Genomic DNA, 26,995 nt, shown 5'->3' on the forward strand with positions numbered 1-26,995 from the left:
GCGATGTGTCGGGGATGCGGCCCAACACATTGCAATACAAATCGCCGCCGCCCCGGCGTGGAGCCCGACCTAAGCTGCCACCAGCCCGATGCCGCGGCCTCGTCGCGGCGCGGGCTTCGCCGACGCTTGCGCGCGTCGACCTGTTCCATCCAAGGGTCCGAGGACCCATTGCCTGCTTCATGAAAATCACGAGAGACATTCACGACCTGATCGGGGGGCTGGCGATGGTCGCCGCCGGCCTTTTCTTCGCCCTTTACGGCAGCACCTACAACTTCGGCAGCGCGTCGCGCATGGGGCCGGGCTATTTCCCCGTGGTGCTCGGCTGGACACTGGCGGTGCTGGGGCTGCTGGTGGCCTTGCCCGCCTGGTGGCGCCGCGGTGCGGCCGTCGCCGTGCAGTGGAGCAACCTGGCCTGGACCATCGCCAGTCTCCTGGTGTTCGCCTGGACCCTGCCGCGCGTCGGCGTGGTGCTCGCCTCCGCGCTGGCCGCGCTGCTGGCCCTGATGCCTTCGGCCATGGGCCTGCGCACCCGGCTGGTCGTCTGCGCCGTGGTGGCCGTGCTCACCACGCTGATCTTTCCCCTGGCCCTGCAAATGACCCTGCCCATCTGGCCCTGGGGCAACTGACTCTCGACATTCCATGGACCTTCTCAGCAATCTCTGGCTCGGCCTGCAAGTCGCCGCCGAACCCATCACGCTCGCCTACTGCTTCTTCGGGGTCCTGCTCGGAACCGTGGTCGGCGTGCTGCCCGGCATCGGCGCGCTGGCCGCGATCTCGCTGCTGCTGCCGCTGACTTATCACATGCCGCCGACCGCGGCGATCATCATGCTCGCCGGCGTCTACTACGGCGCGCAGTACGGCGGCTCGACCGCCTCCATTCTGTTGAACCTGCCGGGCACGCCGTCATCGGCGGTCACCTGCCTTGACGGCTATCCGATGGCCAGGAAAGGCAAGGCGGGTGTCGCGCTGTTCGTGACCACCATCGCGTCGCTGGTCGGCGCGATGTCGGGCCTGATCCTGCTCGTGCTCTTCTCGCCGGTCATCGCCGGCATCGGACTGAAGTTCGGGCCGGCCGAGTTCTTCTCGATGATGGTGCTGGGCCTGGTCGCAGCCTCCTCCATGACTTCCGGATCGCCCGCCAAGGGCCTGTGCATGGTGGTGTTCGGCCTGCTGCTGGGCATGGTCGGGACCGATGTCAATTCGGGTGTCGCGCGCTTCAGCTTCGACGTGCCCGAACTGATGGACGGCATCAACCTGATCGCGCTGGCCATGGGTCTGTTCGGCGTCGCGGAGGTGGTGCGCTGCATCAACTCGGCCGACACCAACCAGAAGCCCGAGAAGGTCACGCTCAGGTCGATGGTGCCCACGTCGGGCGAGTTCAGGGCCACGATCAAGCCGATGGTGCGCGGCTCGGCGTTGGGCTCGGCGCTGGGGGCACTGCCCGGCGTGGGGCCGTCGATCGCGGCGTTCATGTCGTATGCGATCGAGAAGAAAGTGGCCAAGGACCCGAGCCGGTTCGGCCACGGTGCCATCGAAGGCATCACCGCCCCCGAATCTGCCAACAACGCCTCGGCGCAGACGGCCTTCGTGCCTTCGCTGTCGCTGGGCATTCCCGGCGACGCGGTCATGGCCGTGATGCTGGGTGCGCTGATCATCCACGGCATCCAGCCCGGGCCCATGCTGATCACCGAGCAGCCCGACCTCTTCTGGGGCCTGGTGGTGAGCTTTGCCATCGGCAACATCATGCTGGTGGTGCTGAACCTGCCGACCATCGGCTTGTGGGTCGCGCTGCTTCGCATTCCCTTCGCGTGGATGTATCCGGCCATTCTGGTGTTCGTGGCGCTCGGGGTATACAGCGTCAACAACAACGCCTTCGACATCTATGCGGTGGCCGCCCTCGGCATCATGGGCTACGCATTGATGGTGCTGCGCTTCGAGCCGGCGCCGCTGTTGCTGGGCTATATCCTGGGGCCGATGCTGGAGGAACATCTGCGCCGCGCCATGCTGCTGTCGCGCGGTGACGCCATGGTCTTCGTCGAACGCCCCATCAGTGCCTCGCTGCTGGCATGCACCGCCGCGATGCTGGCCTGGGCAGCCTGGTCCACGGTGCGCAAGGCGATGCGTGCCAAGCGCACGCTGGACGCCGCGAGGAGCGTGACCGTATAGAAGAGCAGCGGCGCAAGCCCGCGCGGGCTTGCGCTCACCGAGAGATACGTAGTTCCCCTTACGGCGGCGTCAGACAACGCTCAGGTACGCCCGAGAGCATCCGTTCGTCCGGGTTCCACCCGGATGGAGACGGGGCCGGGGCGGAGTTGTCCGCGCCGGTGACTTTGGACAACCCAGTAAATCGGGAACTATGAAAAACAGGAACCTTGTCAGAGGACTCTTCCTCATGGCAATTGCGCTGGCCTTCGGCCTCACGGCGCTTCGCTACCCCATTGGAGACTTGAGTCGCGCAGGACCGGGATTGTTCCCGGCCATGGTCAGCGCGATGCTGCTGGTGATCGGCGTGTCGACCGTGATCCGGTCGTTCTTCGTCGCGCCGGTGAAGCTCGACTTCAACTTCAAGAACATCTCGCTCATCCTCGGAAGCCTCTGCGGGTTCGCGCTGATCTCCACCTTCCTGAACATGATCGCGGGCATCGTCTTCATGGTGTTCTGCTCGGCGTTTGCCGGCAGCTCGTACTCGTGGGTGCGCAACGTCAAGGTCTCGGCCGGCCTGATCGTGATGGCGCTGGCGCTGCAGAAGCTCCTCGGCCTGAACCTGCCACTCTTCTGAGGCGACGATCATGGAAGTCCTGAACAATCTCGCATTCGGCTTTTCGCATGCCCTGACGTGGCAGAACCTGATGTTCTGCGCCATCGGCTGCACCGTGGGTACGCTGGTGGGCCTGCTGCCCGGCCTCGGGCCGCTGGCGACCATCAGCCTGCTGCTGCCGCTGACGTACTCCATTCCCACGACCGGCGCGCTCATCATGCTCGCGGGCATCTACTACGGCGCGCAGTACGGCGACAGCGTGAGTGCCATCACGATGAAGATCCCGCATGCCAGCAGCATCGTGGCCTGTATCGACGGCTACGCGATGACGCTCAAGGGGCAGACGGGGCTGGCGCTATTCACCGCGGGCTTCTCCAGTTTCATCGGCGGCACGGTCGCCATCCTGGTGCTGACCTTCCTGGCTCCGGTGCTCGGCGAGGTCGCCTTCCTGTTCGGCCCCGCCGACTACGTCGCGATGATGCTGGTGGGTTTCGTGTGCGTGAGCTTCGTCACCACGGGCAGCCTGCTCAACGGCCTGGCCATGTGCATGATCGGCGTGCTGCTGGGAACGATCGGCACCGACGTCAACAGCGGCGCACAGCGCTTCACCATGGACCTGCCTTTCCTGGTGGACGGCGTCGGCATCGTGAGCATTGCGCTGGGCTGTTTCGGCATCGCCGAGATCACGAAGAATCTCGATTCGCGTGAAGAGCGCTCGCCTTTCAACGGCAAGATCAATCTCATCCCGACCCGGGCCGAGTTCATGCGGATCATCCCCAGCGCGCTGCGCGGCAGCGTGATCGGCTCCTTCCTGGGCATCCTGCCCGGCGGCGGCCCCACCATCGCGCAGTTCGCGGCCTACGCGATCGACAAGAAGGTCAGCAAGTACAAGCACGAGATCGGCTCCGGCTGCATCGAAGGCGTGGCCGGACAGGCCGCTGCCGACGAAGCCGCCGCACGCACGAGCTTCATTCCGCTGATGAGCATCGGCATTCCGGAGAACGCCGTGATGGCGCTGATGCTGGCCGCCTTCATCATCAAGGGCATCCAGCCGGGGCCGAACATGATCGGCAGCCATCCCGACCTGTTCTGGGGCCTGGTCGCCAGCATGTGGATCGGCAATGTCTTCCTGCTCGTGCTGAACGTGCCGCTGGTGCGGTACTGGCTGTCGGTGTTCAAGATCCCGTACGCCGTGCTGTTTCCGTCGATCCTGTTCTTCTGCTGCATCGGCACCTACAGCGTGAACAACAACCTGGAAGACGTCTTCATCACGGCCGCCTTCGGCTTCATGGGCTACATGTTCATGCGCCTGGAGCTCGATGCGGCGCCGCTGATGCTCGGCTTCATCCTCGGCCCGATGCTGGAGGAAAACTTCCGCCGCGCGATGCTGCTGAGCCGCGGCAGCTTCGGCGCCTTCGTGACCCGCCCCATCAGCGGCACGCTGCTGAGCCTGATCGCGGTCTTCGTGGCCTGGCAGGTTGTCTCTTTCGTCTTCCAGGCGCGCAAGAGAGGAGTCGCCATCGAGGCGAAGTGAACCGATGTGGCGCAGCATCGGCCTTAGCAGGCCGGTGCGGCGCCATCCTACCGGCGCTGCAGACGCCTGCCGACGATGTCTTCGCGCCGTGGCCATAGCCTCCTGGGATCAGGCATATGCCTGAGACAACGCCCCCCAGGACCCTCTCCATGGCTCAACGCAAAGTCGCCGAACTCGTCGTCGAAACCCTTCAGCATGCGGGCGTCAAGCGCTGCTACGGCATCGTCGGCGACACGCTGAACCATGTCACCGATGCCATCCACCGCAGTGACATCGAATGGGTCCACGTGCGGCATGAAGAGGCGGCCGCATTCGCCGCCGGCGCCGAGTCCTATCTGACAGGCGAACTCACGGCCTGTGCCGGCTCCTGCGGCCCGGGCGGCCTGCATTTCATCAACGGCGTGTTCGAGGCAAACCGCAATCGCGCGCCTGTGGTGTTGATCGCCAGCCAGGTCGTCACGACCGAGCTGGGCATGGAATTCCCCCAGGAGGTCGACTTCAAGTCGCTCTACGCGAGCTGTACCGTGTTCTGCGAACAGGTGTACTCGGCCGAACAGGCGCAGCGGCTCACTGCGCTCGCGGCACAGGCGGCCCTCTCGCGCAAGGGCGTGGCGGTGATCATCCTGCCGAGCGACATCGCGCAGACCGAGGTGAAGGAAGGCCTGACGTACGCGGTGCATCGCGCCAGGCCGGTGCTGCGGCCGAACGATGCGGAACTGTCGCAGCTGGCCGCGCTGCTCGGCAAGGGACGCAAGATCGCGATCTACGCCGGCCACGGCTGCGAAGGCGCGCACGAGATGCTGCTCGCACTGGGGCAATGCCTGAAGGCACCGATCGCGCACACCTCCCGCGCCAAGGATTTCGTGGAGTACGACAACCCCTTCAACATGGGCATGACCGGCATCTTCGGTGTCGAGTCGGGCTACCGCGCCTTGCAGGAGTGCGACACCTTGCTGCTGCTCGGCGCCGACTTCGCGTGGAGCCAGTTCTACCCGGCCAAGGCCACCATCGCGCAGATCGATATCGACGGCAGCCACCTCGGGCGGCGCCATCCCGTGGCGCTGGGGCTGGTCGGCGACGTGGCCGCCACCATCGAGGCGCTCATTCCGCTGCTGGAGGAGCGCAGCGACCGAAGCTTTCTCGATGATTGCCTGCGCCACAGGAAAGAGGCGGTGCAAACGCTGCGCCGCGACGAGCGTCCGGGCAAGGAAGGCCTGATTCATCCGCAGCACCTGACGCGCGTCATCGACGAGATGGCCGCCGACGATGCGATCTTCACGGCGGACGGCGGCAGCCCGATGGTGTGGTCGCTGCGCCACCTGACGATGAACGGACGCCGGCGCACCCTGGTGAGCCTGCTGCACGGCACCATGGCCAATGCCATGCCTCAGGCTCTTGGCGCGCAGAAGGCCTATCCCGGGCGCCAGGTCATTTCACTTTCGGGCGACGGCGGCATCGCGATGCTGCTCGGCGATCTGATGACCGCCGTGCAGGAGAAGCTGCCGATCAAGGTGGTGGTCTACAACAACGCGAGCCTCAACTTCGTCGAGCTGGAGCAGAAAGTCGAAGGCCTGCTCGACAACTACACCGACCTGCTCAACCCCGACTTCGCCCGGCTGGCAGAGGTGATCGGCTTCTACGGGCAGAAGGTCGAGCGCGCGGAGGATCTGCCCGATGCGGTGCGCGCGTTCCTCGCGCATCCCGGCCCCGCTTTGCTGGACGTGAGCGTCAACCGGACCGAACTGGTGATGCCGCCGAAGGTGGAATTCGCCCAGGTCGCAGGCACCATGCTGTATTCGGCCAAGGCCGTCCTGAGCGGACGCTCGTCAGACGTCATCGATCTGCTCAAAGACAATTTCACGCAGTAGCGTCAGCCCGCCGTGGTGCGGCTGGCCACCAGCGCGACCAGCGCATGCGGCTGCAACGGCTTCCCGAGGTGTGCATCGAAGCCTGTCTCCGTGGTCTTCGCCAGGTCTTGCGGACGGGTGAAAGCCGTGTGGGCGACCGAGAACAGCCTGGGCTTGCCGAGCAGGCGCTCGCGCTCGCGCACTTCGCGGATCAGGTCGTAGCCGTCGCGGCCCGGCAGGCCGATGTCGCTGATCAGCACATCCGGCCATTTCTGGTCGAACAGCTGCAGCGCGCTTTCGACATCGACGCCCAGCCGGACACTGGCGCCGGCGTCGGCCAGCACCACCGTGATGATCTCGCTCGCATCCGCGTTGTCCTCGACCACCAGCACATCGAGGCCATGAAGCGCGCCGCTCATGGCAGGGGCCGGCCTGCCCGCCTGCGAATCCGGCGTGTCCAGAAGCAGGATCGACGCTTCGTCCGAAGGAACGACGCCGAGCGTCACGCGCAGCGTTGCGCCGTGGCCTTCTCCCTCGCTGTGGGCTGACACGCCGCCGCCATGCAGCTCGGCGAGGTTCTTCACGATGGACAGCCCCAGCCCGAGCCCGCCATGAAATCGGTTGTCGGGGGAGTCGCTCTGGGAAAAGCGGTCGAACAGGTGCTCCAGGAAGTCCGCGCGGATGCCGCGGCCGAAGTCCCGCACCGACAGATGCAACATGTGGCCCTGCCGTTGCAGCTCGATCAGGATGCGCCCGCCCTCGCCGGAGAACTTGATGGCATTCGAAAGCAGGTTCCAGACGATCTGCTGGAACCGCGTGGCGTCGAGCCAGGCGGGCGCATCGGCCTCCTGCCGGTCGAACACGATGTCCAGCCGCTTGGCCGCCACCGGGGCGGCAAGCGCCTCGATCGCCGCGCTCACCAGGGCGCGTGGCTCCGCCCACTCGCGGTGAAGCCGCAGTTTTCCGGAACTGATGCGTGAGACGTCCAGGATGTCGGCGATGAGCCGTGTCTGCGCCTTGACGCTGCGATCGATGGCGGCAAGCCCTTTTTCCATCTGCTCGGGGGTTCGCCCGCCGACCTTGAGCACATGCACCCACCCGCTGATCGCGTTGAGCGGGTTGCGCAATTCGTGCGAGAGCACCGCCACGAAGTCGTCCTTGGTCCGGCTCAGCCGCTCGGCGGCAACGCGCGCCGCCTGCTCGCGCTCCAGCACTTCGCGGCGGCGCGCCTCCAGCTCGAAGCGCTCCGATACATCGAGCGCGATGCCCACGCGCAGGCCGGGCTCGATGTGGCCGGACATGGTCCATTCGAGCCGTATCCAGGAGCCGTCGAGCCGCAACAGCGGGAATTCGCCTTTCCATGGCGCCGAGGGAAGCTGCGCCCCCTGCGTGTGGGCGTTCACGAATGCGGTCCACTCGCCGGGTGCAAAGGCGCTGACCGGCTGGCCGACCAGGACGTCGCGCGGCTGTCCGAGCATGGCGACCAGCGCCGGATTCACGTCGGCAAAGCGCCCCTCGGCATCGATCAGTGCGATGCCGGTAGGTGCATGGTCATGGATCGCACGGAAGCGCGCCTCGCTGTTGCGCTGCTTCTCCTCTGCCATGCGGGCACGGATGAGGGCCTGCAGCGTGGCGATGAGCACCGGTGGCTCGACCGGGTGCACCAGATAGGCGTCGGCGCCGGCGTTGAGGCCTGCCACCTTGTCCTCGTTGCGCACGAAGGTGGCCGACAGGTGCACCACGGGCAGGGTGGCGGTCGATGGTTGCACCCGCAGCTCGCGGCATACCTCGAAGCCGCTGAAATCCGGGAGATGCACATCGAGCACCACGGCCGCAATCTGCCGGGATGCGAGTTCCAGCGCCTCGCCGCCAGTGCCTGCTTCACGGGTCTGGAAACCCGCCGCGCGGATCGTGCGCGCGGTCGCGTAGCGCGTCGTGGGATTGTCGTCGACCACCAGCACCGTATGGCGCGACCGGTCGATCGTGGTGTTGATCAGGGGTCCGCTCGGCATGCCTATTCCTGTGGCGCGGATGCCTGGCGGGGCCACTGCACAGGGACCGTCACCGAAAACACCGAGCCCTTGCCCAACTCGCTCGCCACCTCGACATGTCCCCCGAGCAGCACCGCGAGCTGCCGGCTGAGGGACAGGCCCAGTCCGGTGCCGCGCAGGCGCTTCTGCACGGGGGAATCGACCTGCGAGAAGTCGTCGAACACCGCGGCGTGGTGTTCAGGCGCAATGCCGATGCCGGTGTCGGAGACCGAGAACTTCAGGGCATCCTCGCCCACGCGCATGACGTTCACCCGAACCTCGCCCTGCGGCGTGAACTTGAGCGCGTTCGAGATGAAGTTGCGCAGGATCTGCGACAGCTTGCGGTCGTCCGTGTAGAGCTTGGGCAAGCCCTCAGGCTCCTCGAAGATCAGGGCGGTGGCGGGGTTGTGCAGCACCGGGCGAAACATGCCGCGCAGCGCGGAGAACAGGTCGACCATCTCGAACCAGGCCGGCGAAATGTCGACGCGGCCCGCCTCGATCTTGGCCAAATCCAGCAGGTCGTCGACCATCTCGGCCAGTTCCGTCGCGGTGCCGTCGATGAAGCCGACCTGCTTTTCCTGCTCCGGCGTCAGCGGTCCGTCCAGGCGGTCGCTGAGCAGGCGAGCGATGCTGCGGATCGCACTGATCGGGGTGCGGAACTCATGGCTCATGTAGGCCAGGAATCGGCTCTTGAGCTCGGTGGCCTTCTTGAGTTGCTCGGCCTGCGCATCGAGCTCTGCATACAGCGCCACCACGCCGCGGTTGGTTTCCTCGAGTTCCGCGCGCAGTTCATCGACTTCGCGTCGGCTGGCTGCCAGCGCTGCTTGCGAGTCGTCGCAGTCGGCCAGGCCGGTGCTGTTCATCGGTTATTCCTTTTGACGGATCACCACGACGGTGGCGTCGTCGCGGTGACGTGTATGGTCGCGCAAAAGAACCGCGGCCACCAGCGCCGGGTCCTTTTGCAGCAGCGGCCGGATGCGATCGACGTTCCAGCGCGTCTCGATGCCGTCGCTGTGCAGGATCACCAGCGCGTGCGCGGGCAGCGCCAGCGAGGCGGTCTCCGGCTTGCGGATCTGCATGCCCGCGGTGCCATGCTGGGTGACGAGCGACTTGTCGAACACACCCGACAGTACCCGGCCCACGATATTGCCGGCGCCGGTGTAGGTGACGGTGGCGTCGGCCGTGTCGATGCGCAGGGCGCAGATCGCGGCGCCCCGGGTGGTCTGAAGTTCGCGGTGCACCTTCTGCACGGTCTCGCGCAGATCTCCTTCGCAGCAAGAGGCAAAGGCGGCCGTGGCGGCCTGCGAGGCCTTGGCCGCTTCCGGGCCGTGCCCCAGCCCGTCGGCCAGCAGTACGGTGGTCCGCTCGCCATGGATCGCGGCCGCCCAGCCGTCGCCGCAGACGGCTTCGTGCGGCGCGGGCAGGCAGATGGCGCCGATCTGCCTGGCGGCAACATGCCATGTCCCCTCGGCGGAAGACGCGGCCGGACGCACGCGCGCCACGCTCACCGTGCCGTCCGGCATGCTGGAGTGGATGTCGAATTCGCTGGCCAGGCGGCGCACCGCGCCCAGCCCGGTACCCGGCGTGCTGCCCGAGGAGTGGCCATCCTGCATCGCAAGGGAAAGGTCCGCGATGCCGGGTCCGTCATCGATCGAGATGATCTCGACTTCGCCGGCTTCACCCGTCTCCCGGTGCGCCGCGATCAACAGCCGACCGTTCCTCGCATGCCGATGCAGGTTGGTGCCCAACTCCGTCACCACCAGTGCCAGTCGACCTGCATCGACCTCGCTCCATCCCATGTTCGCGACCGCCTGCGCGGCGTGGCGCCGGGCCTCGCCGACGCAACTGGCGTCGCTCATGGGGAAGGCCTTGTGGGTCCAGCCGGTGACTATTTCCACTTGGTGATGCTCACACGGGTGCCCTGACCCGACGCCGATGCGATGTCGAACTCGTTCACGAGCCGCTTGCTCCCGGGCAGGCCCAGGCCCATGCCGCTGCCGCTGGTCCAGCCGTCGGTCAGGGCGAGCGCGAGATCCGCGATGCCCGGACCCTCGTCCTCGAAGTGCAGCATCAGGCCTCGGCGACCGTTGCGCTCCACGAATTCCCATCGCATCCGGCCACCGCCGCCGTGGATGAGCGTGTTGCGCGAAAGCTCGCTGGCCGCGGTGATCATCTTGGTCTGGTCGACCAGGGACAGCTTCAGCTCCTGGCAGAGCGTGCGCACCAACTGCCGGCTCGCGACGATGTTCTGCTCGCTGAGCAATGGCAACGTGCCGGATTGTTCAGTGGCCAAAGGCGTTCTCCTGACGGGAACGCCGCAGGAGCTCCATGCCGCGCTCGACATTGAGCGCGGTCCGCACACCGTCGAGCGACAGCCCGAGCTCGACCAGCGTGATCGCCACCGCCGGCTGCATGCCGACGACGACGGTCGTGGCCGAGAGGATGCGGGCGATGCCGGAGATGCTGGTGAGCATGCGGCCGACGAAGGAGTCGACGATCTCGAGCGCGGAGATGTCGATCATGACGCCCGATGCGCCGGTCTTGGCGATCTGGTTGGACAGATCGTCCTGCAGCGTCAGCGCTGTCTGGTCCTGCATGTCGACCTGGATGGTGACCAGCAGCGTGTCACCCATGCGAAGAATTGGGATGCGGTCCATGAAGCCTGCCGCTCACTTGTCGCGCGAGACGCGCCAGCCTGTCTGCTGAAGCGCGAGCGCGAGCGCATCGGCGAGCGTGGCCTTGGTGCGCACCCCCTGCAGGTCGATGCCCAGGTGTACGATGGTCTGCGCGATCTGCGGACGGATGCCGCTGATGATGCAGTCGGCGCCCATCAGGCGAATGGCCGTGACCGTCTTGAGCAGGTGCTGTGCCACCAGGGTGTCGACCGTGGGCACCCCGGTGATGTCGATGATGGCCAGCTCGGAGCCGGTTTCCACGATCTTCTGCAACAGGGCTTCCATCACCATCTGCGTGCGACTGCTGTCGAGCACGCCGATCATCGGCACGGCGAGCACGCCGTCCCACAGTTTGACCACGGGTGTGGACAGCTCGAGCAGCTCTTCCTGCTGGCGGCGGATGATTTCTTCCCGCGCCTGCTGGTAGATGCCCACCGTGTGTTGCGCGAGCTTGTCGACGGTCGTCGAGAGCGACCAGAGCGACGCCGCCATGGCTTCGGGGTTGGCGCCAAGGCGGCGCTGCAACGAAGAGAAGAGGGGCTTCTTGAGAGCCAGCAGGAACATGCTGGTGTCCGCCGCCGACTGGCCTTTGGCCGCGCGGGTTTTCGACAGGTCGCCCAGCACCTCGCGCAACGGCGCCCATGCGGCGCCGTCCAGACGGGAGGGGTCGCCGCCGTTTTCCAGCGCCTGGCGCAGCTGGCTCAGGATGTCGCGGGCCTCGGTCTCGGCTGCGCGCCTCGCGCCGGTGTCCGTCAGCCTTGCCTCGGTCAGCCAGGCATCGACGACGTCTTTTTCTTCTTCCCGCACGGTGGCGAGCAGCGCTTCGAATTCTTCTCTCATGAGTTCCTCATCGGATGTTTTTGGAGTCGTCCGGTGAAACGGCAGCGCCCCTGCCCGAACGCATGCGCCATGCAGTCGAGCTGCTGGCGTGAAGTTTCACTATGGACGATCCTACCTTTGGCGAAGCGTCGGAAACGCGTTGCAAGAAGCGCCAGATTGCGTCTTTTGACGTAGGCTGATTCTTACGGGCGTGCTAGCGAGGAAGAAGTCGAAAAACGGCGCCACGGCTCGGCGGCCGCTTCAGCGACCGGGGTAGTGCCCGGCGGCGATGTCTTCCAGCAGCGTCGCGTGGCTCGGCTCCCAGTCCAGGAGCTCGCGCGTCCTGGCGTTGGATGCAGGCGCGTCGGCGCCGAAGAACAGGCCGATCCACTCGAAGTGCGCAGCCGCGCGATCGACCGGAACCGACTCCACCGGCACCTGCATCGATCGGCCGAGGGCCTCGGCAATGTCGCGCGTGGCGATGGCTTCCTCGGCCACCGCATGCAGCACGGTCGCGGGCGGCGCCTTGTCTACCGCGAGCCGCACGAGCCTGGCTGCGTCCAGCCGGTTGACGGCGGACCAGCGGTTGCGGCCCTCGCCGAGGTAGGCCGACACGCCTTTCGCGCGGGCGATCTTCGCGAGCGTGGCGACGAAGCCGTGGTCGCCTCCGGCGCCGTGCACTGTCGGGGCAAATCGCACCACGAGCGAGCGAATGCCGCGTCCGGCCAGGCCGAGCGTGTATGCCGCGTTGGCCACGCGCGGGTGCACCGCCGGATTCGGCATGTCGCTCTCGGTGCCGACTCGTCCGGGCGCGAGGCCGAGGGTGCCCGACGCAATCAGCAGCGGGCCGCCGGTGCCGTGGAGGACATCGGCGAAGGCGTCGATGGCCGCACGGTCGGTGCGCGCCGCATCGGCCATCTGCGAGAAGTCGTGGTTGTATCCGAGATGCACCACGCCCTCGGCGCGTTCGGCGGCGGCGCGCAGGCTGGCCACATCGTCGAGCGAGCCCTTCACCGCTTCAGCGCCGAGCTTTCGGATCTTGGACGCAGCCTCTTCGTTGCGGGCGAGGCCGAGCACCTGGTGTCCTGCGGAGATCAGCTCGACGACGCTGGCCGATCCGATCCAGCCCGAGGCTCCGGTGACGAGAATTCGCATGCGCGCTCCTTTGATGTCATTGAGTGACATCATTGTAGGCCTATGATGTCACTCTGTGTCAACACCGTGAGGAAGCGATGGGTCGCTGGGAGCCGGATGGGGAAGGGCGCCTGCGCATGGCGGCCATGGAGTTGTTCGCGGAGATCGGCTATGAGCAGACCACCGTCGCCGCCATCGCCGAGCGCGCGGGCCTGACTTCAAGAACTTTTTTTCGCTATTTCGCCGACAAGCGCGAGGTGCTGTTCAGCGGATCGGAGGTCTTGCAGGAATCGATGGTGGCCGCGCTGCACAGCGCTCCGGCGGATGCAACAGCCATGGATGCCATTGCCTTCGCGCTGCAGGCGCCTGCCGATTTCTTCGACGAGGACCGCCGCGGCTTCGCCCGCTTGCGCGCTGCGGTGATCGCAGCCAACGGCGAACTGCGCGAGCGGGAGCTGATCAAGCTCGCAAGGCTGTCCGCGGCGCTGGCCGAGGCTTTGCGCGCCAGGGGATTCGCCGAGCCCGACGCGAGCCTGCTGGCGGAGTCGGGCATCGCGGTCTTCCGCGTCGCATTCGGGCTGTGGGTCGCACCGGCCGAGCGTCGGCCCTGGGGCGACATCGTCGGCGCCTTGCTGACGCGGCTGAAGGCGCTTTCGACGGCCCAGTAGGGGCCAGGCCGTGGAGGGCCTTGCTGCGTGCGAAGCTGCGTTGGCGAGAGCTGAAGCTCGCGCTATTTCCGCGCCTTCTCGACTTCAGCCATCAACTCCCCGACGGTGGCTTCGCCCACGGACGCTGAATATTTGTCGATCACCGGCTGGACCTTGGCACGCAGCTTCGCGGTTTCTTGCGGCGGAATCTCGGAAACGACCATGCCAGCCTTCTTCAGGGCGTCGAGTGCGCCATCGGCGGCGCCGCGAGAGGCTGCACGCTGGAACAGCGTGGCTTCGGCCGACGCCTGCTCAATGATCTTTTTCTCGTCCGCGCTCATGCCGTCCCAGGTCTTCCTGCTGATCAGCAGCGCCTGCGGGTTGTAGATGTGCCGGGTCTGGGTGATGTACTTCTGCACCTCGGAAAACTTTGACGACAGGATGGTCGTGTTCGGGTTCTCCTGCCCGTCGACGGCCTTCTGGTCGAGCGCAGGGTAGAGCTCGGGAAACGGCAGCGGCGTGGCGTTTGCGCCCAGTGCAGTGAACAGGTCGATGTAGATCGGCGACTGGATCACGCGGATCTTCAGCCCCGCAATGTCGTCCGCCTTCGTGACCGGCCGCTTGCTGTTGGTGAGATTGCGAAAACCCAGGTCCCAGTAGCCCAGGCCGTGCAGGCCCTTGTCTTCCAGCTTGGCCATGAGCTTCTGGCCGAAGGGGCCATCGGTGACCGCATCGGCCTCCTTGGCGCTGTTGAAGAGGAACGGCAAGTCGTAAGCCGCGAATTCCTTCACTTGCGCCGAGAGGATGCCCGCGTTCAGCACCGTGAGCTCGATGGTTCCGCCCTGCAGGGCCGACACGGTTTGCAGGTCACCGCCCAGCACGCCGCCGGCAAACAGCTTCACCGCGATCTTGCCGCCGGACTTGGCGGCCACGAGGTCAGCGAATTTCTGCGCGCCCAGCGCCTGCGGATGACCCGCCTGGTTCTGGAACGCGAATTTCAGCGTGCGCTCCTTGACCTGCGCAGCCGCACCCGATGCCGCAACCAAGGCCGTGGCGGCAACAGCGGCTGCCAGCAGCCTGTGAATCAAGTTCTTCCTCATGGCGTTTGTCTCCTCGTTGTGTCATTCATGCTCTTTTCTTGAACAGCGCCGAAGCACCGCTGGCACGCGCCACTTCCTCGACCGTGGTGAGCAGCGCGGGCCCCAGTGCCTCCATGCGTTGCTGCGTCAGTCTGACGGCGGGCCCCGCGATGGTGATGACACCGATCACCGAACCGCCGGAAGCGAAGACCGGCGCGGCCATGGCGGTCATTCCCGGTGCGAAGACCTCGTTGATCATGCTGAAGCCGCGCTGGCGGGCCGCCTTCACGTAGGTCATCACCGCCTTGAGCGTGGTGGGCGCCTTCGGGCCGTAGTCTTCGGGCTTGCCCAGGCCCTTCTTGGCCACCAGCGCTACCGCATCGTCCTCGCTCATGGTCGACAGCCATGCATGTCCGGCCGCGCTGCACGACAGGGTGACCGACAGCCCCATGTCCGGGTCGTAGCGAAGTCCGTGCGTTGCCCCTTGCGCCTTGGCCACGAAGGTCAGGTCTTCACCGTCGACCACCGCCAGGCGCACCAGTTCGCCGGAGGTCGCGGCAAGCTGGTCGAGCAGCGGCTGCGCCACGTCCACGATGCCCGAATTGCTCAGGAACGACAAGCCGACGGAGACGAGCTTGATGGTCAGCACGTAGTGGCCGTCGGCCAGGTCCTGGCGCACATAGCCGCAGCGAATCAGTTCCGTCAGCAATCGGTGCGATGCGCTCAACGGGATCTGCAGTTGACTGGCCACGGTGGACAGTGCAACGCCGTGCGGATGCTCCGCCAGGTATTCCAAGACCTTGAAGCTGCGTCCCAGCATTTCGCTCATTTCGTGTCTCCGGTTGCGTGGCGTTGCGACATCGTCACTCTATCAGATCACGGGAAGGGATTTCCATTATGGAAAGTTTTTCCGAAAAACTCAGAATCGGGCCAGTCAGACTTTTCTGCACCCCTTTGGAGATACCTGTGAAACTTCTTCGAACGCTTGCCGTCGCCGGCCTGTGCATCGGCCTTGTCGCCCCGACCTGGGCCCAGCAGGAGCGGGTGATCCGCTTCGGCCATCTCAACAATGCGGACCATCCGGTGAGCTTCGGCGTGAAGCGCTTCGCCGAACTGCTCGCTGCCAAGAGCGGCGGCAAGATGAAGGTGCAGGAGTACCCGGCCTCCCAGCTCGGCAACGAGATGCAGCAGCAGTCCGCCCTGCAGGGCGGCGTGCAGCAGATGTCGGCACCGGCCACCACCTCGCTGGCGGGGATCGTCAAGGAGTTCGGCCTGGTCGACTTCCCGTTCTCGGTGAACAACTTCGCGCAGGCCGATGCGTTGCTCGACGGCCCGCTGGGACAGGCACTGATCGCCAAGCTGCCGGAGAAGGGCCTCGTGGCGCTGGGCTACTGGGACCTGGGCTTTCGCAACGTGACGAACAGCAAGCGCCCCATCGCCAAGCCGGAGGATCTCGAGGGACTGAAGATCCGGGTCATTCCCAACCCGGTGTTCCTGGAGACGTTCAAGTCGTTCAAGGCCAATCCGGTGCCGATGCCCTTCGCCGAGCTCTATGGCGCGCTCGAGTCGAAAGCGGTCGACGGCCAGGAGAACCCGTATTCGGTGATCCTGTCGAACAAGTTCTTCGAGGTGCAGAAGTTCGTGAGCGCCACGAACCACGTGTATGCGGCCAACATCGTGCTGGTCAGCAAGAAGTTCTGGGACTCGCTGAGCGCCGCCGAGCAGAAGATGATGAATGAGGCCGCCAACGAGGCGCGCGGCTATCAGCGCCAGGTCAGCCGTGCCGCTGCCCAGAAGGCGATCGGCGACCTGCAAGCCAAGGGCGCGCAGTTCAACGAAGTGAGCGCGGCAGAACAAGTGCGCATGCGCGAGATCGCCAAGCCGGCGATCGACAAGTTCGCGGCGCAGTACGACCCCGCCATCGTCAAGCTCTACAACGACGAGCTCGCCCGCATCCGCAAACAATGACCGCCCGCTCGGCTTCCCTCATGAAAATCCTCGTTCTCCACGGCCCGAACCTCAACCTGTTCGGGCGCCGCGAACCGCACATCTACGGCAAGACCACGCTCGCGGAAATCAATGCCCAGCTGCAAGCGCTGGCAAGCGAACTCGGCGTGGCACTGGAGACGATCCAGTCGAACCACGAAGGCGATCTCATCGACTTCCTGCATGCCCACATCGACGATGCCCAAGGCGCGCTGGTCAACCCCGCAGGGCTGACCCAGCACGGCGTGCCGCTGCATGACGCGATCAAGGCCATGCCATTTCCGACCATCGAGGTGCACATGTCGAACATCGCCGCACGCGAGACCTGGCGTGCGCACTCGATCATCTCGCCGGCGGTGAAAGGCACGGTGCAGGGACTGGGGCCGCATTCCTACCTGGCGGCGTTGCGCGCACTGGTCGACATGCAAAAGCAGGTGGCCGCCTCCTGAAACACCGTGCCGTCCGGCGAGGACGGACCGCGAGAGAGAAAACAAGATGAATCAATGGATCGATCGGTGCTGTGCCGGCATCGAGGCACTGATCGCCGCCGCGCTCGCGGTCATGGTGGTGCTGGTGTTCGGCAACGTCGTGCTGCGATACGGTTTCAATTCGGGCATCACCATGTCCGAAGAGGTGTCGCGCTGGCTCTTCATCTGGATGACCTTCCTTGGCGCGGTGGTCGCGCTCAAGGAGCACGGCCACCTGGGCGTGGACATGGTGGTCCAGAAGCTGCCGCCCCTCGGCAAGAAGATCTGCCTGGCGGTAGGCCACGTGGTCATGCTCTACATCGTCTGGCTCCTGTTCCAGGGCAGCGTGGCGCAGGCGCGCATCAACTGGGACGTCACGGCACCGGTCACCGGCGCTTCGATGGCCATCGTCTATGCCTCCGGCGTGGTGTTCTCGGTGTTGGCCGGGTTCATCCTGGCGCTCGATCTGCTTCGGCTGCTCACGGGGCGCATCGCCGATGACGAGCTCGTGATGATCCAGGAGTCGGAGGAGGCCGTCCAGCTCAAGCAGATCCTCGGATCGAAAGATGAGGCTCCAGGAGCGCGCAAATGACCATACTCGTTTTCGTGGGCTCCCTGCTGCTGGCCATGGCGATGGGCATTCCCATCGCGTTCTCGCTGCTCGCATGCGGCGTGGCGCTGATGTGGCACCTCGATCTGTTCGACGCGCAGATCCTCGCGCAGAACGTGATCGGCGGTGCCGACAGTTTTCCGCTGCTGGCGGTGCCGTTCTTCATGCTTGCCGGCGAGATCATGAATGCCGGCGGCCTGTCCAAGCGCATCGTCGACCTTGCGCTGGCACTGGTCGGGCATGTGCGAGGAGGCCTGGGCTACGTGACCATCATGGCCGGCTGCCTGCTCTCGGCGCTCTCGGGTTCGGCCGTCGCGGACGCCGCCGCGCTGACCGCACTGTTGCTGCCGATGATGGTCAGGGCGGGCCATGACAAGGCGCGGGCAGGCGGCCTCATCGCCGCCACGGGGATCATCGGCCCCGTGATTCCGCCCAGCATCGGCCTGGTGATCTTCGGCGTTGCAGCGAATGTGTCGATCTCCAAGCTGTTCCTGGCCGCCATCGTGCCGGGCTTGCTGATCGGCGGCGCACTGTGGGTGACCTGGGCGTGGCTCGTTCGGCACGAGAAGATCCAGCCGCCGCCGCGCAAGCCGGCACGCGAAGTCATGAAGGCCGCGCGGGACGCGGGCTGGGCATTGATGCTGCCCGTCATCATCCTGGTCGGCCTGCGCATGGGTGTCTTCACGCCGACGGAAGCTGCCGTGGTCGCGGCCGTCTACGCGTTCTTCGTCGCCACCTTCATCTATCGCGAGCTGAGCTTCGGCGAGCTCTACAAGGTGTTCGTGAGCGCCGCGAAGACGAGCGCCGTGGTCATGTTCCTGATTGCCGCGGCCATGGTCAGCGCCTGGCTGATCACGGTGGCGGACCTGCCGTCCAAGGTGGTGGGACTGCTCCAGCCCTTCATGGGGAACAAGATCCTCCTGATGATCACGATCATGGTGCTGGTCATGGCCGTGGGCACGGCCATGGACATGACGCCCACCATCCTGATCCTGACACCGGTGCTGATGCCGGTCGTCATTGCCGCGGGCATCGATCCGGTCTACTTCGGCGTGATGTTCATCATCAACAACTCCATCGGGCTCATCACCCCGCCCGTGGGGGTGGTGCTGAACGTCGTTGCAGGTGTCGGGAAGATGAAGATGGACGACGTCACCCGCGGCGTGCTGCCGTTCATGGCGGCCGAGTTCGCCATCATGTTCGTCATGGTGCTGTTCCCGCAACTGGTGACGGTGCCGGCCCGGTGGTTCGGGGGCTGAGATGCCCAAGGCTGCGATGCGCTTCGCGCGCCCCGCGTGGTTCGCCGCGCTGGCGCTCCTCGCCCAATCGGCCGCGTTCGCGCAGGATCCCGAGCGCGAAGTTCTTCCCGAGCAGCGCCAGCGGCTGGCCTTCGTCTCTCCCACCGGACTGACGCCGCTGGGCGCGCGGATGCTTTTTTCCGCCTTCCACGCGAGCTCGGGCCAGGAGCTCTGGATCACGGACGGCAGCGCCGTGGGCACGAAGATGCTCAAGGACATCCGCCCCGGCTTCCGGGGATCTTTCCCCGTCTGGCAGACGCCGTTCCGTGGCCGTGTGTACTTCACGGCCACGGACGGCGAGCGCGGCCTCGAACTCTGGAGCACCGATGGAACGGCTGCAGGCACTTCGCCGGTGATCGACCTGCGCCCAGGCGAGGAAGGCTCCATGCCCAGCGAGCTGACGGTGTTTGGCGACGCGCTGTACTTTGTCGCCAACGACGGCAGCACCGGCTTCCAGGTGTGGAAGACGTCGGGCAGCGCGACAACCACCACGCGCGTGTCCTCGATCAACACCGGCCCCCGGGCAGTCGCACGCCAGCTCACGGTGGCCGGCAAGCGCCTGTTCTTCACCGCGACCACGCGCGAGCAAGGCCATGAGCTCTGGGTCAGCGAGGGAACGCCGCAGAGCACACGCCTGGTGAAGGACATCCGCCCGGGCATCGAGGATGCGGACATTCAAGGCCTGACCGCCGTGGGCGACAGCATCTACTTCACCGCGAACGACGGTGTGCACGGGGCCGAGCTGTGGAAGAGCGACGGCACCGATCAGGGCACGCGAATGGTGAAGGACATCCGCCCGGGCGAAGCGTCCTCGCGCCCCGCGCACCTGGTCGCACTCGATCGCATGCTGTACTTTGCCGCCAACGACGGCGTCCATGGCACCGAACTGTGGAGGAGCGACGGCACCACGGCCGGCACGACGCTTGTGGCGGACATCCGTCCGGGCGCCGAGGGTGCCATTGCGAGCCCGTTGTCGACGATGGGCGGACGGCTCTATTTCGCCGCGACGGACGGCGTGTCCGGTGCCGAACTGTGGCGCAGCGACGGCACGGCAAAGGGGACCGCACTCGTCAAGGACATCGCACCGGGCGCCGAAAGCGGCTCTCCGGCACGCTTCGCCGCCATCGGCTCGCGGCTGTGGTTCTCGGCGAACGGCGGGGCCGCGCGCGGCGTCGAGCCCTGGGCGAGCGACGGTTCGTCGGCCGGGACCCGCGCCGTGGCCGATGTCGCGGCGGGTCCGCGCAATTCGATGCCGCTGGGCTTTCGCGCGCTCGCGGATGCGGTGCTCTTCGTGGCCGATGACGGCCATGGCAACGAGCGCCTGTGGATCCGCCGTCCCGATGGCCGGGTCGCATTGGTCGGAGACCCGCTCGAGCAGCGGTTGCGCTGATCGCACTGCGCTGCTCCAAAAAAACACCGGCAAATGCCGGTGTTTTTTTGCATGGAGCCTGCGAACGACGCAGCTCAGTACACGACGATCTTGCCGGTGGGGCGCGGACTGTGGCAGTCGTTGTAGAAGTACTCGCCGGGCGCGTCGAACGTGTGGTTCGCAGACTGTCCAGGCGCCAGCCTGAAGTTGAAGCGACCCTCGAAGAACTGGGTGGCGCAATGCGTGTTGGCGTTGTCGGCCGGGTTGGTGAAGGTCACGGTGGTGTTCACCGGCACGCGCATGAAGGTCGGGGTCATGGCGTTGACCGCCGTCGACTCGGCAGCCCCTGGCGCATTCCCGGCGGTCTGCACACGTGCCAGGAACACCGTGTTGGGTGTGGGCAGCGCCGCGCCTTCCACGGCCGACCCCGACACCGGGCGACGCACGACAGGCGGAATCGGCGTTGCTGGCGGCTGCACCGTGCCACCGACCTTGAACGCCCACAGGCGGTCGCCGCGAGGGGCCGAGTCGCCATACGGAATGCTCGTACCGCCAGAGAACACGGCGACGTACTGCTCGCCGTCGATCTCGTAGGTGATCGGGCTGGCGCTGATCGCGGCGCCGGTCTGGAAGCGCCACAACTCGCTGCCGTCGTTGGCATCCATGGCCAGCAGGTTGCCGTCGGGCTGGCCGATGAAGAGGAGGTTGGACGCCGTGGTCAGGATGCCGTTGCCGTGCGCAAGGGAGTACGGCATCTGCTTCTTCCACTTGACGAGGTTGGTGCCCGGATCGACGGCCACCACGGCGCCCGTCATGTAGGTGCCCGGCGGGCGCAGGCCGTTGCTCGCCTCGGTCAGCGAGTGTGCGGCGGACACGTAGCCCATGCCCGTGTAGACCAGGCCGGTGCGCTGGCTGTACGACTGGTGGTTCCAGTTGGCACCGCCCCCGTGCCCCGGAATGGAGAGGATGGGCACGTCCCAATGCGCGTCGTACAGGCAACCCTTCACATAGTTCGGCACCGCGCGGTTGGGGTCGCCCGGAATCGCCGTGCCCAGCGGCTGGTCCACGATGCAGGTCTCGGTCCAGGCGCCCTGGCGCGGCATGGGCTGCGTGGGCCAGCTGGCCTGGCGGGCATCCTGCTTGACCGGCACTTCGTCGATGCCCAGCGGCGCGCTGCCGTCCTTTCGGTCGAGGATGTAGTACATGCCGGTCTTGCTGCCGTAGATCACGACCTTGCGATCACGCCCGTCGATCTTCACGTCCGCGAGCACCGGCGACATGACGTTGTCCATGTCCCAGATGTCGTGGTGGACGGACTGGAAATGCCACTTGTACTCGCCGGTCTTGAGGTCGAGGGCGACGATCGAGTTGGCGAACAGGTTCTGCCCGGGACGTGCGGAACCGTTCTGCGACGAGCCGCCGCGCACGTTGCCGAAGGTCCAGTAGACGAGGCCCAGCTCCGGGTCCACGGCTGGATGGATCCAGGGTGTCGCGCCCGTGCGATCGGAGTCGGCGGCACCTCCCCAGGTGTCGTAGCCGATCTCGCCGGCGCGCGGCACGCCCCAGAACGACGTCAGCACCTTGCCGGTCAGTGCATCGGCGGAGAAGGCGGCACCGCGATTGCCGTCGTTGGTGCCCAGGTAGAGGCGCTTGTCGTGATAGACAAGAGCCACCTTCTGCAGGGCGCCCTGATAGTCGGGGTCGGTGGTGCTGCTCGGATACTGCTTGATCCAGGCGATGGCGCCCGTGTCGGTGCGCAGGGCCACCAGGCGGTTGCCGGTGGCCACGGTGAACACCAGGCCCAGGTCCTTCGCGACGGCCACGCCGCGGCGGGTGATGCCGCCGTAGGGCGTGGTCCATTTCCATTTGGTGAGACCGGTCTTGCCGTCCACCGCGATCACGTTGCCGAGGGCGGACTCGATGTAGATGACGCCATCGACCACCACCGTCGTGCTCTGGTTGTTGCCGGTGGTCATGCCGCCTTCGATCTGGTTGACCCAGGCGCCACCCAATCGGCCGATCGCGGCCTTGTCGATCTTGCGCAGGCTGGAGTAGTTCTGGTTGCCGAGGTTGCCTCCCACCTTGGGAAAGTCCTTGTCGCCGGCGGTGCAGCAGTCCGACAGGTCGGCCGCGGGCGCGCCGGCCGCCGGGGGCGGCGCTGGCGGCGGCGGCGCGCTGGATGACGGTGGCGGCGCGGGAGCCGGCGCTGTCGGCAGGAAGGGTGCGCCGTCGCCGCTCGAGCCGCCGCAGGCAGTGATCAGCAATGGCGATGCGAGCACGCCGCAGGAAATCAGCAACGTGACCAATGATTTTTGCTTCATGGATGTCTGTCCCGTGAACGGTTGCCGGCGTTACTCGGTGCAGAAAGGCGTGAGGCCCATGGCCGACTTGACGCCCTGGACGACGAGCTTCTGGAACTCGATGGCACCGACGCCCTGCAGGTCGGCGGTGAACGAGTGGGCGTTGTGGCCGAGGGTCGTGAGCCATGCGCGGCCGCCGTCGTAGTACTGGCACCAGGCGACCGGATGGAAGTCGGCGTGGCCCGGGTGCGGCGCCGAGGTGAGCGGTTTCAGGGTCGAGGTATCGACCTTGGCCAGGAACTTCACCTTGGTGGGGAAGGGCATCAGGTTGTACCACTCGTCCTGGAAGGAGAAGCGCTTGGGCACGTCCTTCGTCGACGGGTCGTCCGAGACGATTTCGACATCGCCGCCGCGGTTCGGACCGTGGTTGTAGAAGTTCGCGTTGCCGAGCAGGCCTTCGTAATAGGGCCAGTTGTATTCCGCGCCGAAAGCGTTGTGCAGCCCGACGAAGCCGCCTCCGCGGCGCATGTAGTTGCGCAGCGCGGTGCGCGCTGCGTCCTGGCTCGTGCTGACCGCGCCGTTCCACAAGGTGTCCCGGTTCGAGCTCGCGAAGATGATCGCCTTGTAGTTGTTGATGCGGCCGCTGAGGATCGCGACGTCTTCCGTCCAGTCGACGGTGATGCCCTCGGCCGACAGCATGCGCACCAGGCCCGCCTGCATCACGTTGTCCGGGTTCATCACGGGGTTCAGGCCGGCCGCCATCGGCGTGCCCAGCACTGCATGCCGCGGGCCCGCCGTGCGCGAATAAACGAGCACCCGGTCCGGCGTGGTGGCAAAGGCGCCCCAGTCGTTGTAGCACTTGGGGTTCGTGCCTCTGCACACGTTGTAGTAGGTGTCGAAGCTGTCGTCGGGCGCCTCCGCGACCGGGTCCGCCGGCGCGGGCGGCGCCTCCTGGACGGGCGCCGCCGGGCTGCTGGGTGCGGCCGGCGAAGCGGGCAGGGCCGTGAAGGGGATGCCGCCGCCACCGCCGTCTCCTCCTCCGCATGCGGTCACGGCCAGTGCCAGGGCCGCGGTCGATGCAAGCCTGAAAGTCAAAGATTTGCCAAATTCCAAGGGAGTCTCCTCGTTCTGATCGATGGCGCAGAGGTGCGAGCGCTCTGCTGGTGCTGGCCGGCTGCTCCGCTGTCACGGAGTCGGCCGGGGGCGATCATATGAATTTTGTGGAAATAATTTCCATTATGGAAATCCCTTCCTATTTTGAAAACGAGCGAAAACCGCCGCTTCAGATGAGTCGGAAGGTTAGGCTGCCGGACGGCCGGAACGGTCGCGCGCAATCCCCGCGGCCAGGTGAGCGGGGAGGCAGGTTCGGGAGATCGCGCGGACGCGCGACTCCCTGACTCTCTATCTCCGGAAACGCACTAGCGAACCACCAGCACGGGCAGCGTCGAGTGCGCCAGCACGTGCTGCGTCTCGCTGCCCAGCAGCAGGCGCTTGATGCCCTTGCGTCCGTGCGAGGCCATCACGATCAGGTCGCTCTTGTATTTCTTCGCCGCCGCGATGATCGATTCCGCCACCAGGTCGGAGTTGGCCGTCGCCGTCTTGATCCGCACGCCGCTTTCCTTGGCGCGCGCGCTCACGGTGTCGAGCATTGCCTGTGCCTTCTCGGCCCACTGTTTCTCGATGCGCCCGATGTCTTCCGCCGAAAAAGTCATGGCGCCCTCCAGGTAGCTCCTGGGATAGCGCGGAATCACGTTGAGCGCCACGAGGTCGGCGTCGTTCCGGGCGGCGAGTGCGATCGCGCTCGTCACGGCCTTCTTCGAGAGCGTGGAGCCGTCGGTGGCAACGAGGATGCGTTTGAACATGGGGGGTCTCCGGGGAAGGTGTTGCGCGAGCTTAGGCAGGCCCGCGCCCCGCGCGTTGATGCAGATCAACAAGCACAACTGAGTCCGGCCTTAGCCTCGCTGCGATGCAAGCCGCGCTCGCCTCGTTCTCTCCGCATCCATCCTCCGCACCCGCTGCAACGGCCGCAGCCGAGAGCTGGCGGCTGCTCGACGACCCGCTGGAGTGGCCGGCCTTCAGCCAGCTGGAGCAGGGGGATGCGGCCACGGGCCGATGGGCCTCGCAGGTGGCGGTCGAGGGCATGCACTGCGCCGCCTGCGCCTTCACCGTCGAAGATGCGCTGCGTAAAGTGCCGGGCGTGATCGACGCGCAGGTCAACGCCGCGAGCAGGCGCGCGCGCGTGGTGTGGTCTGCCGCGGCCACGCGGCCCTCGCGCTGGTTCGAGGCCGCGGCCGCGGCCGGCTACCCGCTGCTTCCCGCCGACAGCCAGCCGGCGAGCCGGCAGCGCGCGCGTGAACTGCGCATGGCGCTCTGGCGCTGGCTGGTCTCGGGCTTCTGCATGATGCAGGTCATGATGTACGCCTACCCGGCCTACATTGCCAGGCCCGGCGACATGACGGCCGACGCGGCGCAGCTGCTGCGCTGGGCCTCCTGGGTGCTCACGCTGCCCGTCTTGCTGTTCTCCTGCGGTCCATTCTTTCGCAGCGCCTGGCGCGACCTGCGCGCGGGGCGCATCGGCATGGACCTGCCCGTGGCCTTCGGTGTGCTCACGACCTTCGCCGTCAGCAGCGCCGCCACCTTCGACAGCGGCGGCCCGCTGGGCCACGAGGTCTATTTCGACTCGCTGACGATGTTCGTCTTCTTCCTTCTGACCGGCCGCTGGCTGGAGGCGCGCCTGCGCGAGCGCACCGCCGGATCGCTTGAGGCCCTGATGCACCGGCTTCCCGACAGCGTGGAGCGATTGGCCCGCGACGGCAGCTGGGTCCGCGTGGCCGCGCGCGGGCTCACCGCCGGCGACGTGATCCGGGTGCGCCCCGGCGAGGTGTTCCCGGCCGATGGCGTGGTGATCGACGGCGACACCAGCGCGGACGAGGCCCTGCTCACCGGCGAATCACGCCCAGTGCCGCGTCCTTGCGGCGACCGGGTACTGGCCGGCAGCCACAACCTGTCGGCGGTGGTCCAGGTGCGCATCGAATCGGTGGGCGAGGGCACGCGCTTTGCCCAGATCGCGCGACTGATGGAAAGCGCGGCGCTGAACAAGCCGCGCCTGGCGCTGCTGGCGGACCGGGTGGCGCGGCCATTCCTCGTCGTGGTGCTGGCCTGCGCGGTGGGCGCCGCGGCGCTCTGGTGGCGGGTGGACCCGGGCCGGGCGTTGATGGTGGCGGTGGCGGTGCTGATCGTGACTTGCCCGTGCGCGCTTTCGCTGGCGGCGCCGGCCGCCATGCTCGCGAGCGCCGGCGCGCTGGCGCGCGGCGGGGTGCTCACGTCCAAGCTGCAGGCGCTGGAGGCCCTGGCATCCGTCGACACCGTGGTGTTCGACAAGACCGGCACCTTGACCGGCGACGTGCCGCGCCTGGAGCGCATCTATTGCCGGCAGGGCCTGCGACCCGGCGATGCGCTGGAGATGGCGGCCGCGCTCGCGGCGCAATCGCTGCATCCGGTCGCGCAGGCACTGGTGAAGGCATGGCATGCGCAGTTCCGCACCCCGCCCGGCTGGAACGTGGCGCATGCCGGCGAGACCGCCGGCCTCGGGCTCGAAGGTCTGATGCAGCGCGTGCGCGATCGCTCGGGCGCTCCGCGGCACGTGCGCCTCGGGTCGGCCGCGTTCTGCGGCGTGCCACCGCTGCAGGTGGAATCGGCGCAGGTCCATCTGCGCGACGCACAGGGATGGGTCGCCAGCTTCGTGCTGGCCGAGGAACTGCGCGCGGATGCCGGTGCGGCCGTGGCGGCCCTGCGTGCGCAGGGCGTGACGGTGCGGCTGCTGTCGGGCGACCGCGACAGCGCGGCGAAGGACGTGGGCGCGCAGGCCGGCATTGCCTTCGCACAGGGCGACTGCACGCCGGAGGACAAGCTCGACGTGCTGTGGCGGCTGCAGGCCGAGGGCCGGCGAATCGCGATGGTGGGCGACGGGCTGAACGACGGCCCTTCGCTGGCACGCGCGGACGCCTCCTTCGCCTTCGGCCGCGCCGTGCCGCTGTCGCGGGCGCGCGCGGACTTCGTCGTGCTGGGGGACCGGCTGTGCGCCATTCCGCAGGCGATCGCGCAGGCACGCCGGACCGTGCGCGTGGTGCGCCAGAACCTCGCGTGGGCCGCGGGCTACAACGCGCTGTGCGTGCCGCTCGCCGTCGCCGGCTGGCTGCCGGCGTGGCTTGCCGGCCTCGGCATGGCCGCGAGCTCGCTCGTGGTGGTCCTCAACGCGGCGCGGCTCGCCGCCACCAGCCCGGCGGTGCGCTGATGGACATCCTCTTCCTGCTCATCCCGCTGTCCGTGGTGCTGGTGCTCGCGATCCTCGGCGGGCTCTGGTGGGCGATCGAACGCGGGCAGTTCGAGGACATCGAGGTCGAGGGCGACCGCATCCTGCACAACGATTGATTTGCATCAAG

The 26,995-nt window shown here is 66.7% G+C and carries 25 protein-coding genes; 13 read left to right on the plus strand and 12 right to left on the minus strand.

What is annotated here, in order from left to right:
* Nucleotides 1–179 precede the first annotated feature (179 nt).
* From AC1RVW_RS05115 to AC1RVW_RS05135, 5 genes are all read left to right on the plus strand, one after another.
* On the plus strand, nt 180–626 hold the full coding sequence (locus AC1RVW_RS05115) for a tripartite tricarboxylate transporter TctB family protein (RefSeq protein WP_106938454.1): 447 nt from the start codon (nt 180–182) through the stop codon (nt 624–626).
* 13 nt (nt 627–639) lie between these two features.
* Complete coding sequence (locus tag AC1RVW_RS05120) at nt 640–2,166, plus strand: tripartite tricarboxylate transporter permease (RefSeq protein WP_493198396.1); 1,527 nt, start codon at nt 640–642, stop codon at nt 2,164–2,166.
* 190 nt (nt 2,167–2,356) lie between these two features.
* Nucleotides 2,357–2,779: a tripartite tricarboxylate transporter TctB family protein gene (locus tag AC1RVW_RS05125; protein WP_345891203.1), complete on the plus strand. Its 423-nt coding sequence runs from the start codon at nt 2,357–2,359 to the stop codon at nt 2,777–2,779.
* A gap of 10 nt (nt 2,780–2,789) precedes the next feature.
* The gene (locus AC1RVW_RS05130; protein ID WP_081267769.1) at nt 2,790–4,292 is read left to right on the plus strand and encodes a tripartite tricarboxylate transporter permease; all 1,503 of its coding nucleotides are present in this window, start codon (nt 2,790–2,792) and stop codon (nt 4,290–4,292) included.
* Nucleotides 4,293–4,441: 149 nt separating this feature from the next.
* Nucleotides 4,442–6,160, plus strand: a complete 1,719-nt coding sequence (locus AC1RVW_RS05135; RefSeq protein ID WP_493198399.1) for a thiamine pyrophosphate-dependent enzyme — start codon at nt 4,442–4,444, stop codon at nt 6,158–6,160.
* 2 nt (nt 6,161–6,162) lie between these two features.
* Here AC1RVW_RS05135 and AC1RVW_RS05140 read toward each other — a convergent pair whose 3' ends face one another.
* From AC1RVW_RS05140 to AC1RVW_RS05170, 7 genes are all read right to left on the minus strand, one after another.
* The gene (locus tag AC1RVW_RS05140) at nt 6,163–8,151 is read right to left on the minus strand and encodes a hybrid sensor histidine kinase/response regulator (protein ID WP_493198401.1); all 1,989 of its coding nucleotides are present in this window, start codon (nt 8,149–8,151) and stop codon (nt 6,163–6,165) included.
* A gap of 2 nt (nt 8,152–8,153) precedes the next feature.
* Nucleotides 8,154–9,032 carry a sensor histidine kinase gene (locus AC1RVW_RS05145; protein WP_493198404.1) on the minus strand — a complete coding sequence of 293 codons (879 nt, stop codon included), beginning with the start codon at nt 9,030–9,032 and terminating at the stop codon, nt 8,154–8,156.
* 3 nt (nt 9,033–9,035) lie between these two features.
* Complete coding sequence (locus AC1RVW_RS05150; RefSeq protein WP_493198406.1) at nt 9,036–10,028, minus strand: ATP-binding protein; 993 nt, start codon at nt 10,026–10,028, stop codon at nt 9,036–9,038.
* 29 nt (nt 10,029–10,057) lie between these two features.
* Complete coding sequence (locus AC1RVW_RS05155; protein WP_081267764.1) at nt 10,058–10,462, minus strand: anti-sigma regulatory factor; 405 nt, start codon at nt 10,460–10,462, stop codon at nt 10,058–10,060.
* Nucleotides 10,452–10,826, minus strand: a complete 375-nt coding sequence (locus tag AC1RVW_RS05160; protein WP_081267763.1) for an STAS domain-containing protein — start codon at nt 10,824–10,826, stop codon at nt 10,452–10,454. The genes AC1RVW_RS05155 and AC1RVW_RS05160 overlap by 11 nt, the downstream gene beginning before the upstream one ends.
* A gap of 12 nt (nt 10,827–10,838) precedes the next feature.
* A complete protein-coding gene (locus tag AC1RVW_RS05165; protein ID WP_493198411.1) occupies nt 10,839–11,684 on the minus strand; it encodes an STAS domain-containing protein in 846 nt (281 codons plus the stop codon).
* 240 nt (nt 11,685–11,924) lie between these two features.
* Nucleotides 11,925–12,818: an SDR family oxidoreductase gene (locus tag AC1RVW_RS05170; RefSeq protein WP_493198413.1), complete on the minus strand. Its 894-nt coding sequence runs from the start codon at nt 12,816–12,818 to the stop codon at nt 11,925–11,927.
* A 77-nt stretch (nt 12,819–12,895) separates the two neighbouring features.
* On the opposite strand from AC1RVW_RS05170, the gene AC1RVW_RS05175 reads away from it, so the two are divergent.
* Complete coding sequence (locus AC1RVW_RS05175; protein ID WP_493198415.1) at nt 12,896–13,465, plus strand: TetR family transcriptional regulator; 570 nt, start codon at nt 12,896–12,898, stop codon at nt 13,463–13,465.
* 62 nt (nt 13,466–13,527) lie between these two features.
* On the opposite strand, the gene AC1RVW_RS05180 is transcribed toward AC1RVW_RS05175, so the two are convergent.
* Together AC1RVW_RS05180 and AC1RVW_RS05185 are read right to left on the minus strand one after the other, a co-directional pair.
* Nucleotides 13,528–14,544: a TRAP transporter substrate-binding protein gene (locus AC1RVW_RS05180; RefSeq protein ID WP_493198417.1), complete on the minus strand. Its 1,017-nt coding sequence runs from the start codon at nt 14,542–14,544 to the stop codon at nt 13,528–13,530.
* Between the two features lie 25 nt (nt 14,545–14,569).
* Nucleotides 14,570–15,352 carry an IclR family transcriptional regulator gene (locus AC1RVW_RS05185; protein WP_493198419.1) on the minus strand — a complete coding sequence of 261 codons (783 nt, stop codon included), beginning with the start codon at nt 15,350–15,352 and terminating at the stop codon, nt 14,570–14,572.
* Nucleotides 15,353–15,489: 137 nt separating this feature from the next.
* Here AC1RVW_RS05185 and AC1RVW_RS05190 point away from each other — a divergent pair, with 137 nt between their 5' ends.
* Genes AC1RVW_RS05190 through AC1RVW_RS05210 form a run of 5 tightly spaced genes read left to right on the plus strand, consistent with a single transcriptional unit; the run spans nt 15,490 to nt 20,274 of the window.
* Nucleotides 15,490–16,491, plus strand: a complete 1,002-nt coding sequence (locus AC1RVW_RS05190; protein ID WP_081267757.1) for a TRAP transporter substrate-binding protein — start codon at nt 15,490–15,492, stop codon at nt 16,489–16,491.
* Nucleotides 16,492–16,511: 20 nt separating this feature from the next.
* On the plus strand, nt 16,512–16,958 hold the full coding sequence (locus AC1RVW_RS05195) for a type II 3-dehydroquinate dehydratase (protein WP_081267756.1): 447 nt from the start codon (nt 16,512–16,514) through the stop codon (nt 16,956–16,958).
* Nucleotides 16,959–17,004: 46 nt separating this feature from the next.
* Nucleotides 17,005–17,568 carry a TRAP transporter small permease gene (locus AC1RVW_RS05200; RefSeq protein WP_081267755.1) on the plus strand — a complete coding sequence of 188 codons (564 nt, stop codon included), beginning with the start codon at nt 17,005–17,007 and terminating at the stop codon, nt 17,566–17,568.
* Nucleotides 17,565–18,845, plus strand: coding sequence for a TRAP transporter large permease (locus tag AC1RVW_RS05205; protein WP_081267754.1), 1,281 nt, complete (start codon nt 17,565–17,567; stop codon nt 18,843–18,845). The genes AC1RVW_RS05200 and AC1RVW_RS05205 overlap by 4 nt, the downstream gene beginning before the upstream one ends.
* A gap of 1 nt (nt 18,846) precedes the next feature.
* Nucleotides 18,847–20,274, plus strand: a complete 1,428-nt coding sequence (locus AC1RVW_RS05210) for an ELWxxDGT repeat protein (RefSeq protein WP_493198423.1) — start codon at nt 18,847–18,849, stop codon at nt 20,272–20,274.
* Nucleotides 20,275–20,348: 74 nt separating this feature from the next.
* Here the strand turns inward: AC1RVW_RS05210 and AC1RVW_RS05215 are convergent, their stop codons facing one another.
* The 3 genes from AC1RVW_RS05215 to AC1RVW_RS05225 all read right to left on the minus strand — a co-directional run bounded on the left by AC1RVW_RS05215 (nt 20,349) and on the right by AC1RVW_RS05225 (nt 24,415).
* Nucleotides 20,349–22,574 (minus strand): outer membrane protein assembly factor BamB family protein, encoded by a 2,226-nt coding sequence (locus AC1RVW_RS05215; RefSeq protein ID WP_493198425.1) that lies wholly within the window; start codon nt 22,572–22,574, stop codon nt 20,349–20,351.
* Nucleotides 22,575–22,604: 30 nt separating this feature from the next.
* Nucleotides 22,605–23,666: a ThuA domain-containing protein gene (locus tag AC1RVW_RS05220; RefSeq protein ID WP_234383088.1), complete on the minus strand. Its 1,062-nt coding sequence runs from the start codon at nt 23,664–23,666 to the stop codon at nt 22,605–22,607.
* Nucleotides 23,667–23,971: 305 nt separating this feature from the next.
* The gene (locus AC1RVW_RS05225) at nt 23,972–24,415 is read right to left on the minus strand and encodes a universal stress protein (RefSeq protein WP_493198427.1); all 444 of its coding nucleotides are present in this window, start codon (nt 24,413–24,415) and stop codon (nt 23,972–23,974) included.
* A 104-nt stretch (nt 24,416–24,519) separates the two neighbouring features.
* On the opposite strand from AC1RVW_RS05225, the gene AC1RVW_RS05230 reads away from it, so the two are divergent.
* Nucleotides 24,520–26,847 carry a heavy metal translocating P-type ATPase gene (locus AC1RVW_RS05230; protein ID WP_493198429.1) on the plus strand — a complete coding sequence of 776 codons (2,328 nt, stop codon included), beginning with the start codon at nt 24,520–24,522 and terminating at the stop codon, nt 26,845–26,847.
* Nucleotides 26,847–26,984, plus strand: coding sequence for a cbb3-type cytochrome oxidase assembly protein CcoS (gene ccoS, locus AC1RVW_RS05235; RefSeq protein ID WP_081267749.1), 138 nt, complete (start codon nt 26,847–26,849; stop codon nt 26,982–26,984). Before AC1RVW_RS05230 ends, ccoS begins: the two co-directional genes overlap by 1 nt.
* The last annotated feature ends 11 nt before the right edge of the window (nt 26,985–26,995 follow it).

Source organism: Variovorax sp. MPBD4-3 (assembly GCF_058809745.1).

Excerpts from the sequence above, each read along its gene's own strand:
- AC1RVW_RS05115 (WP_106938454.1), top strand. The coding sequence starts at position 180 with ATGAAAATCACGAGAGACATTCACGACCTGATCGGGGGGCTGGCGATG.
- AC1RVW_RS05120 (WP_493198396.1), top strand. The coding sequence starts at position 640 with ATGGACCTTCTCAGCAATCTCTGGCTCGGCCTGCAAGTCGCCGCCGAA.
- AC1RVW_RS05125 (WP_345891203.1), top strand. The coding sequence starts at position 2,357 with ATGAAAAACAGGAACCTTGTCAGAGGACTCTTCCTCATGGCAATTGCG.
- AC1RVW_RS05130 (WP_081267769.1), top strand. The coding sequence starts at position 2,790 with ATGGAAGTCCTGAACAATCTCGCATTCGGCTTTTCGCATGCCCTGACG.
- AC1RVW_RS05135 (WP_493198399.1), top strand. The coding sequence starts at position 4,442 with ATGGCTCAACGCAAAGTCGCCGAACTCGTCGTCGAAACCCTTCAGCAT.
- AC1RVW_RS05140 (WP_493198401.1), bottom strand. The coding sequence starts at position 8,151 with ATGCCGAGCGGACCCCTGATCAACACCACGATCGACCGGTCGCGCCAT.
- AC1RVW_RS05145 (WP_493198404.1), bottom strand. The coding sequence starts at position 9,032 with ATGAACAGCACCGGCCTGGCCGACTGCGACGACTCGCAAGCAGCGCTG.
- AC1RVW_RS05150 (WP_493198406.1), bottom strand. The coding sequence starts at position 10,028 with ATGAGCGACGCCAGTTGCGTCGGCGAGGCCCGGCGCCACGCCGCGCAG.
- AC1RVW_RS05160 (WP_081267763.1), bottom strand. The coding sequence starts at position 10,826 with ATGGACCGCATCCCAATTCTTCGCATGGGTGACACGCTGCTGGTCACC.
- AC1RVW_RS05165 (WP_493198411.1), bottom strand. The coding sequence starts at position 11,684 with ATGAGAGAAGAATTCGAAGCGCTGCTCGCCACCGTGCGGGAAGAAGAA.
- AC1RVW_RS05170 (WP_493198413.1), bottom strand. The coding sequence starts at position 12,818 with ATGCGAATTCTCGTCACCGGAGCCTCGGGCTGGATCGGATCGGCCAGC.
- AC1RVW_RS05175 (WP_493198415.1), top strand. The coding sequence starts at position 12,896 with ATGGGTCGCTGGGAGCCGGATGGGGAAGGGCGCCTGCGCATGGCGGCC.
- AC1RVW_RS05180 (WP_493198417.1), bottom strand. The coding sequence starts at position 14,544 with ATGAGGAAGAACTTGATTCACAGGCTGCTGGCAGCCGCTGTTGCCGCC.
- AC1RVW_RS05185 (WP_493198419.1), bottom strand. The coding sequence starts at position 15,352 with ATGAGCGAAATGCTGGGACGCAGCTTCAAGGTCTTGGAATACCTGGCG.
- AC1RVW_RS05195 (WP_081267756.1), top strand. The coding sequence starts at position 16,512 with ATGAAAATCCTCGTTCTCCACGGCCCGAACCTCAACCTGTTCGGGCGC.
- AC1RVW_RS05200 (WP_081267755.1), top strand. The coding sequence starts at position 17,005 with ATGAATCAATGGATCGATCGGTGCTGTGCCGGCATCGAGGCACTGATC.
- AC1RVW_RS05205 (WP_081267754.1), top strand. The coding sequence starts at position 17,565 with ATGACCATACTCGTTTTCGTGGGCTCCCTGCTGCTGGCCATGGCGATG.
- AC1RVW_RS05210 (WP_493198423.1), top strand. The coding sequence starts at position 18,847 with ATGCCCAAGGCTGCGATGCGCTTCGCGCGCCCCGCGTGGTTCGCCGCG.
- AC1RVW_RS05215 (WP_493198425.1), bottom strand. The coding sequence starts at position 22,574 with ATGAAGCAAAAATCATTGGTCACGTTGCTGATTTCCTGCGGCGTGCTC.
- AC1RVW_RS05225 (WP_493198427.1), bottom strand. The coding sequence starts at position 24,415 with ATGTTCAAACGCATCCTCGTTGCCACCGACGGCTCCACGCTCTCGAAG.
- AC1RVW_RS05230 (WP_493198429.1), top strand. The coding sequence starts at position 24,520 with ATGCAAGCCGCGCTCGCCTCGTTCTCTCCGCATCCATCCTCCGCACCC.
- ccoS (WP_081267749.1), top strand. The coding sequence starts at position 26,847 with ATGGACATCCTCTTCCTGCTCATCCCGCTGTCCGTGGTGCTGGTGCTC.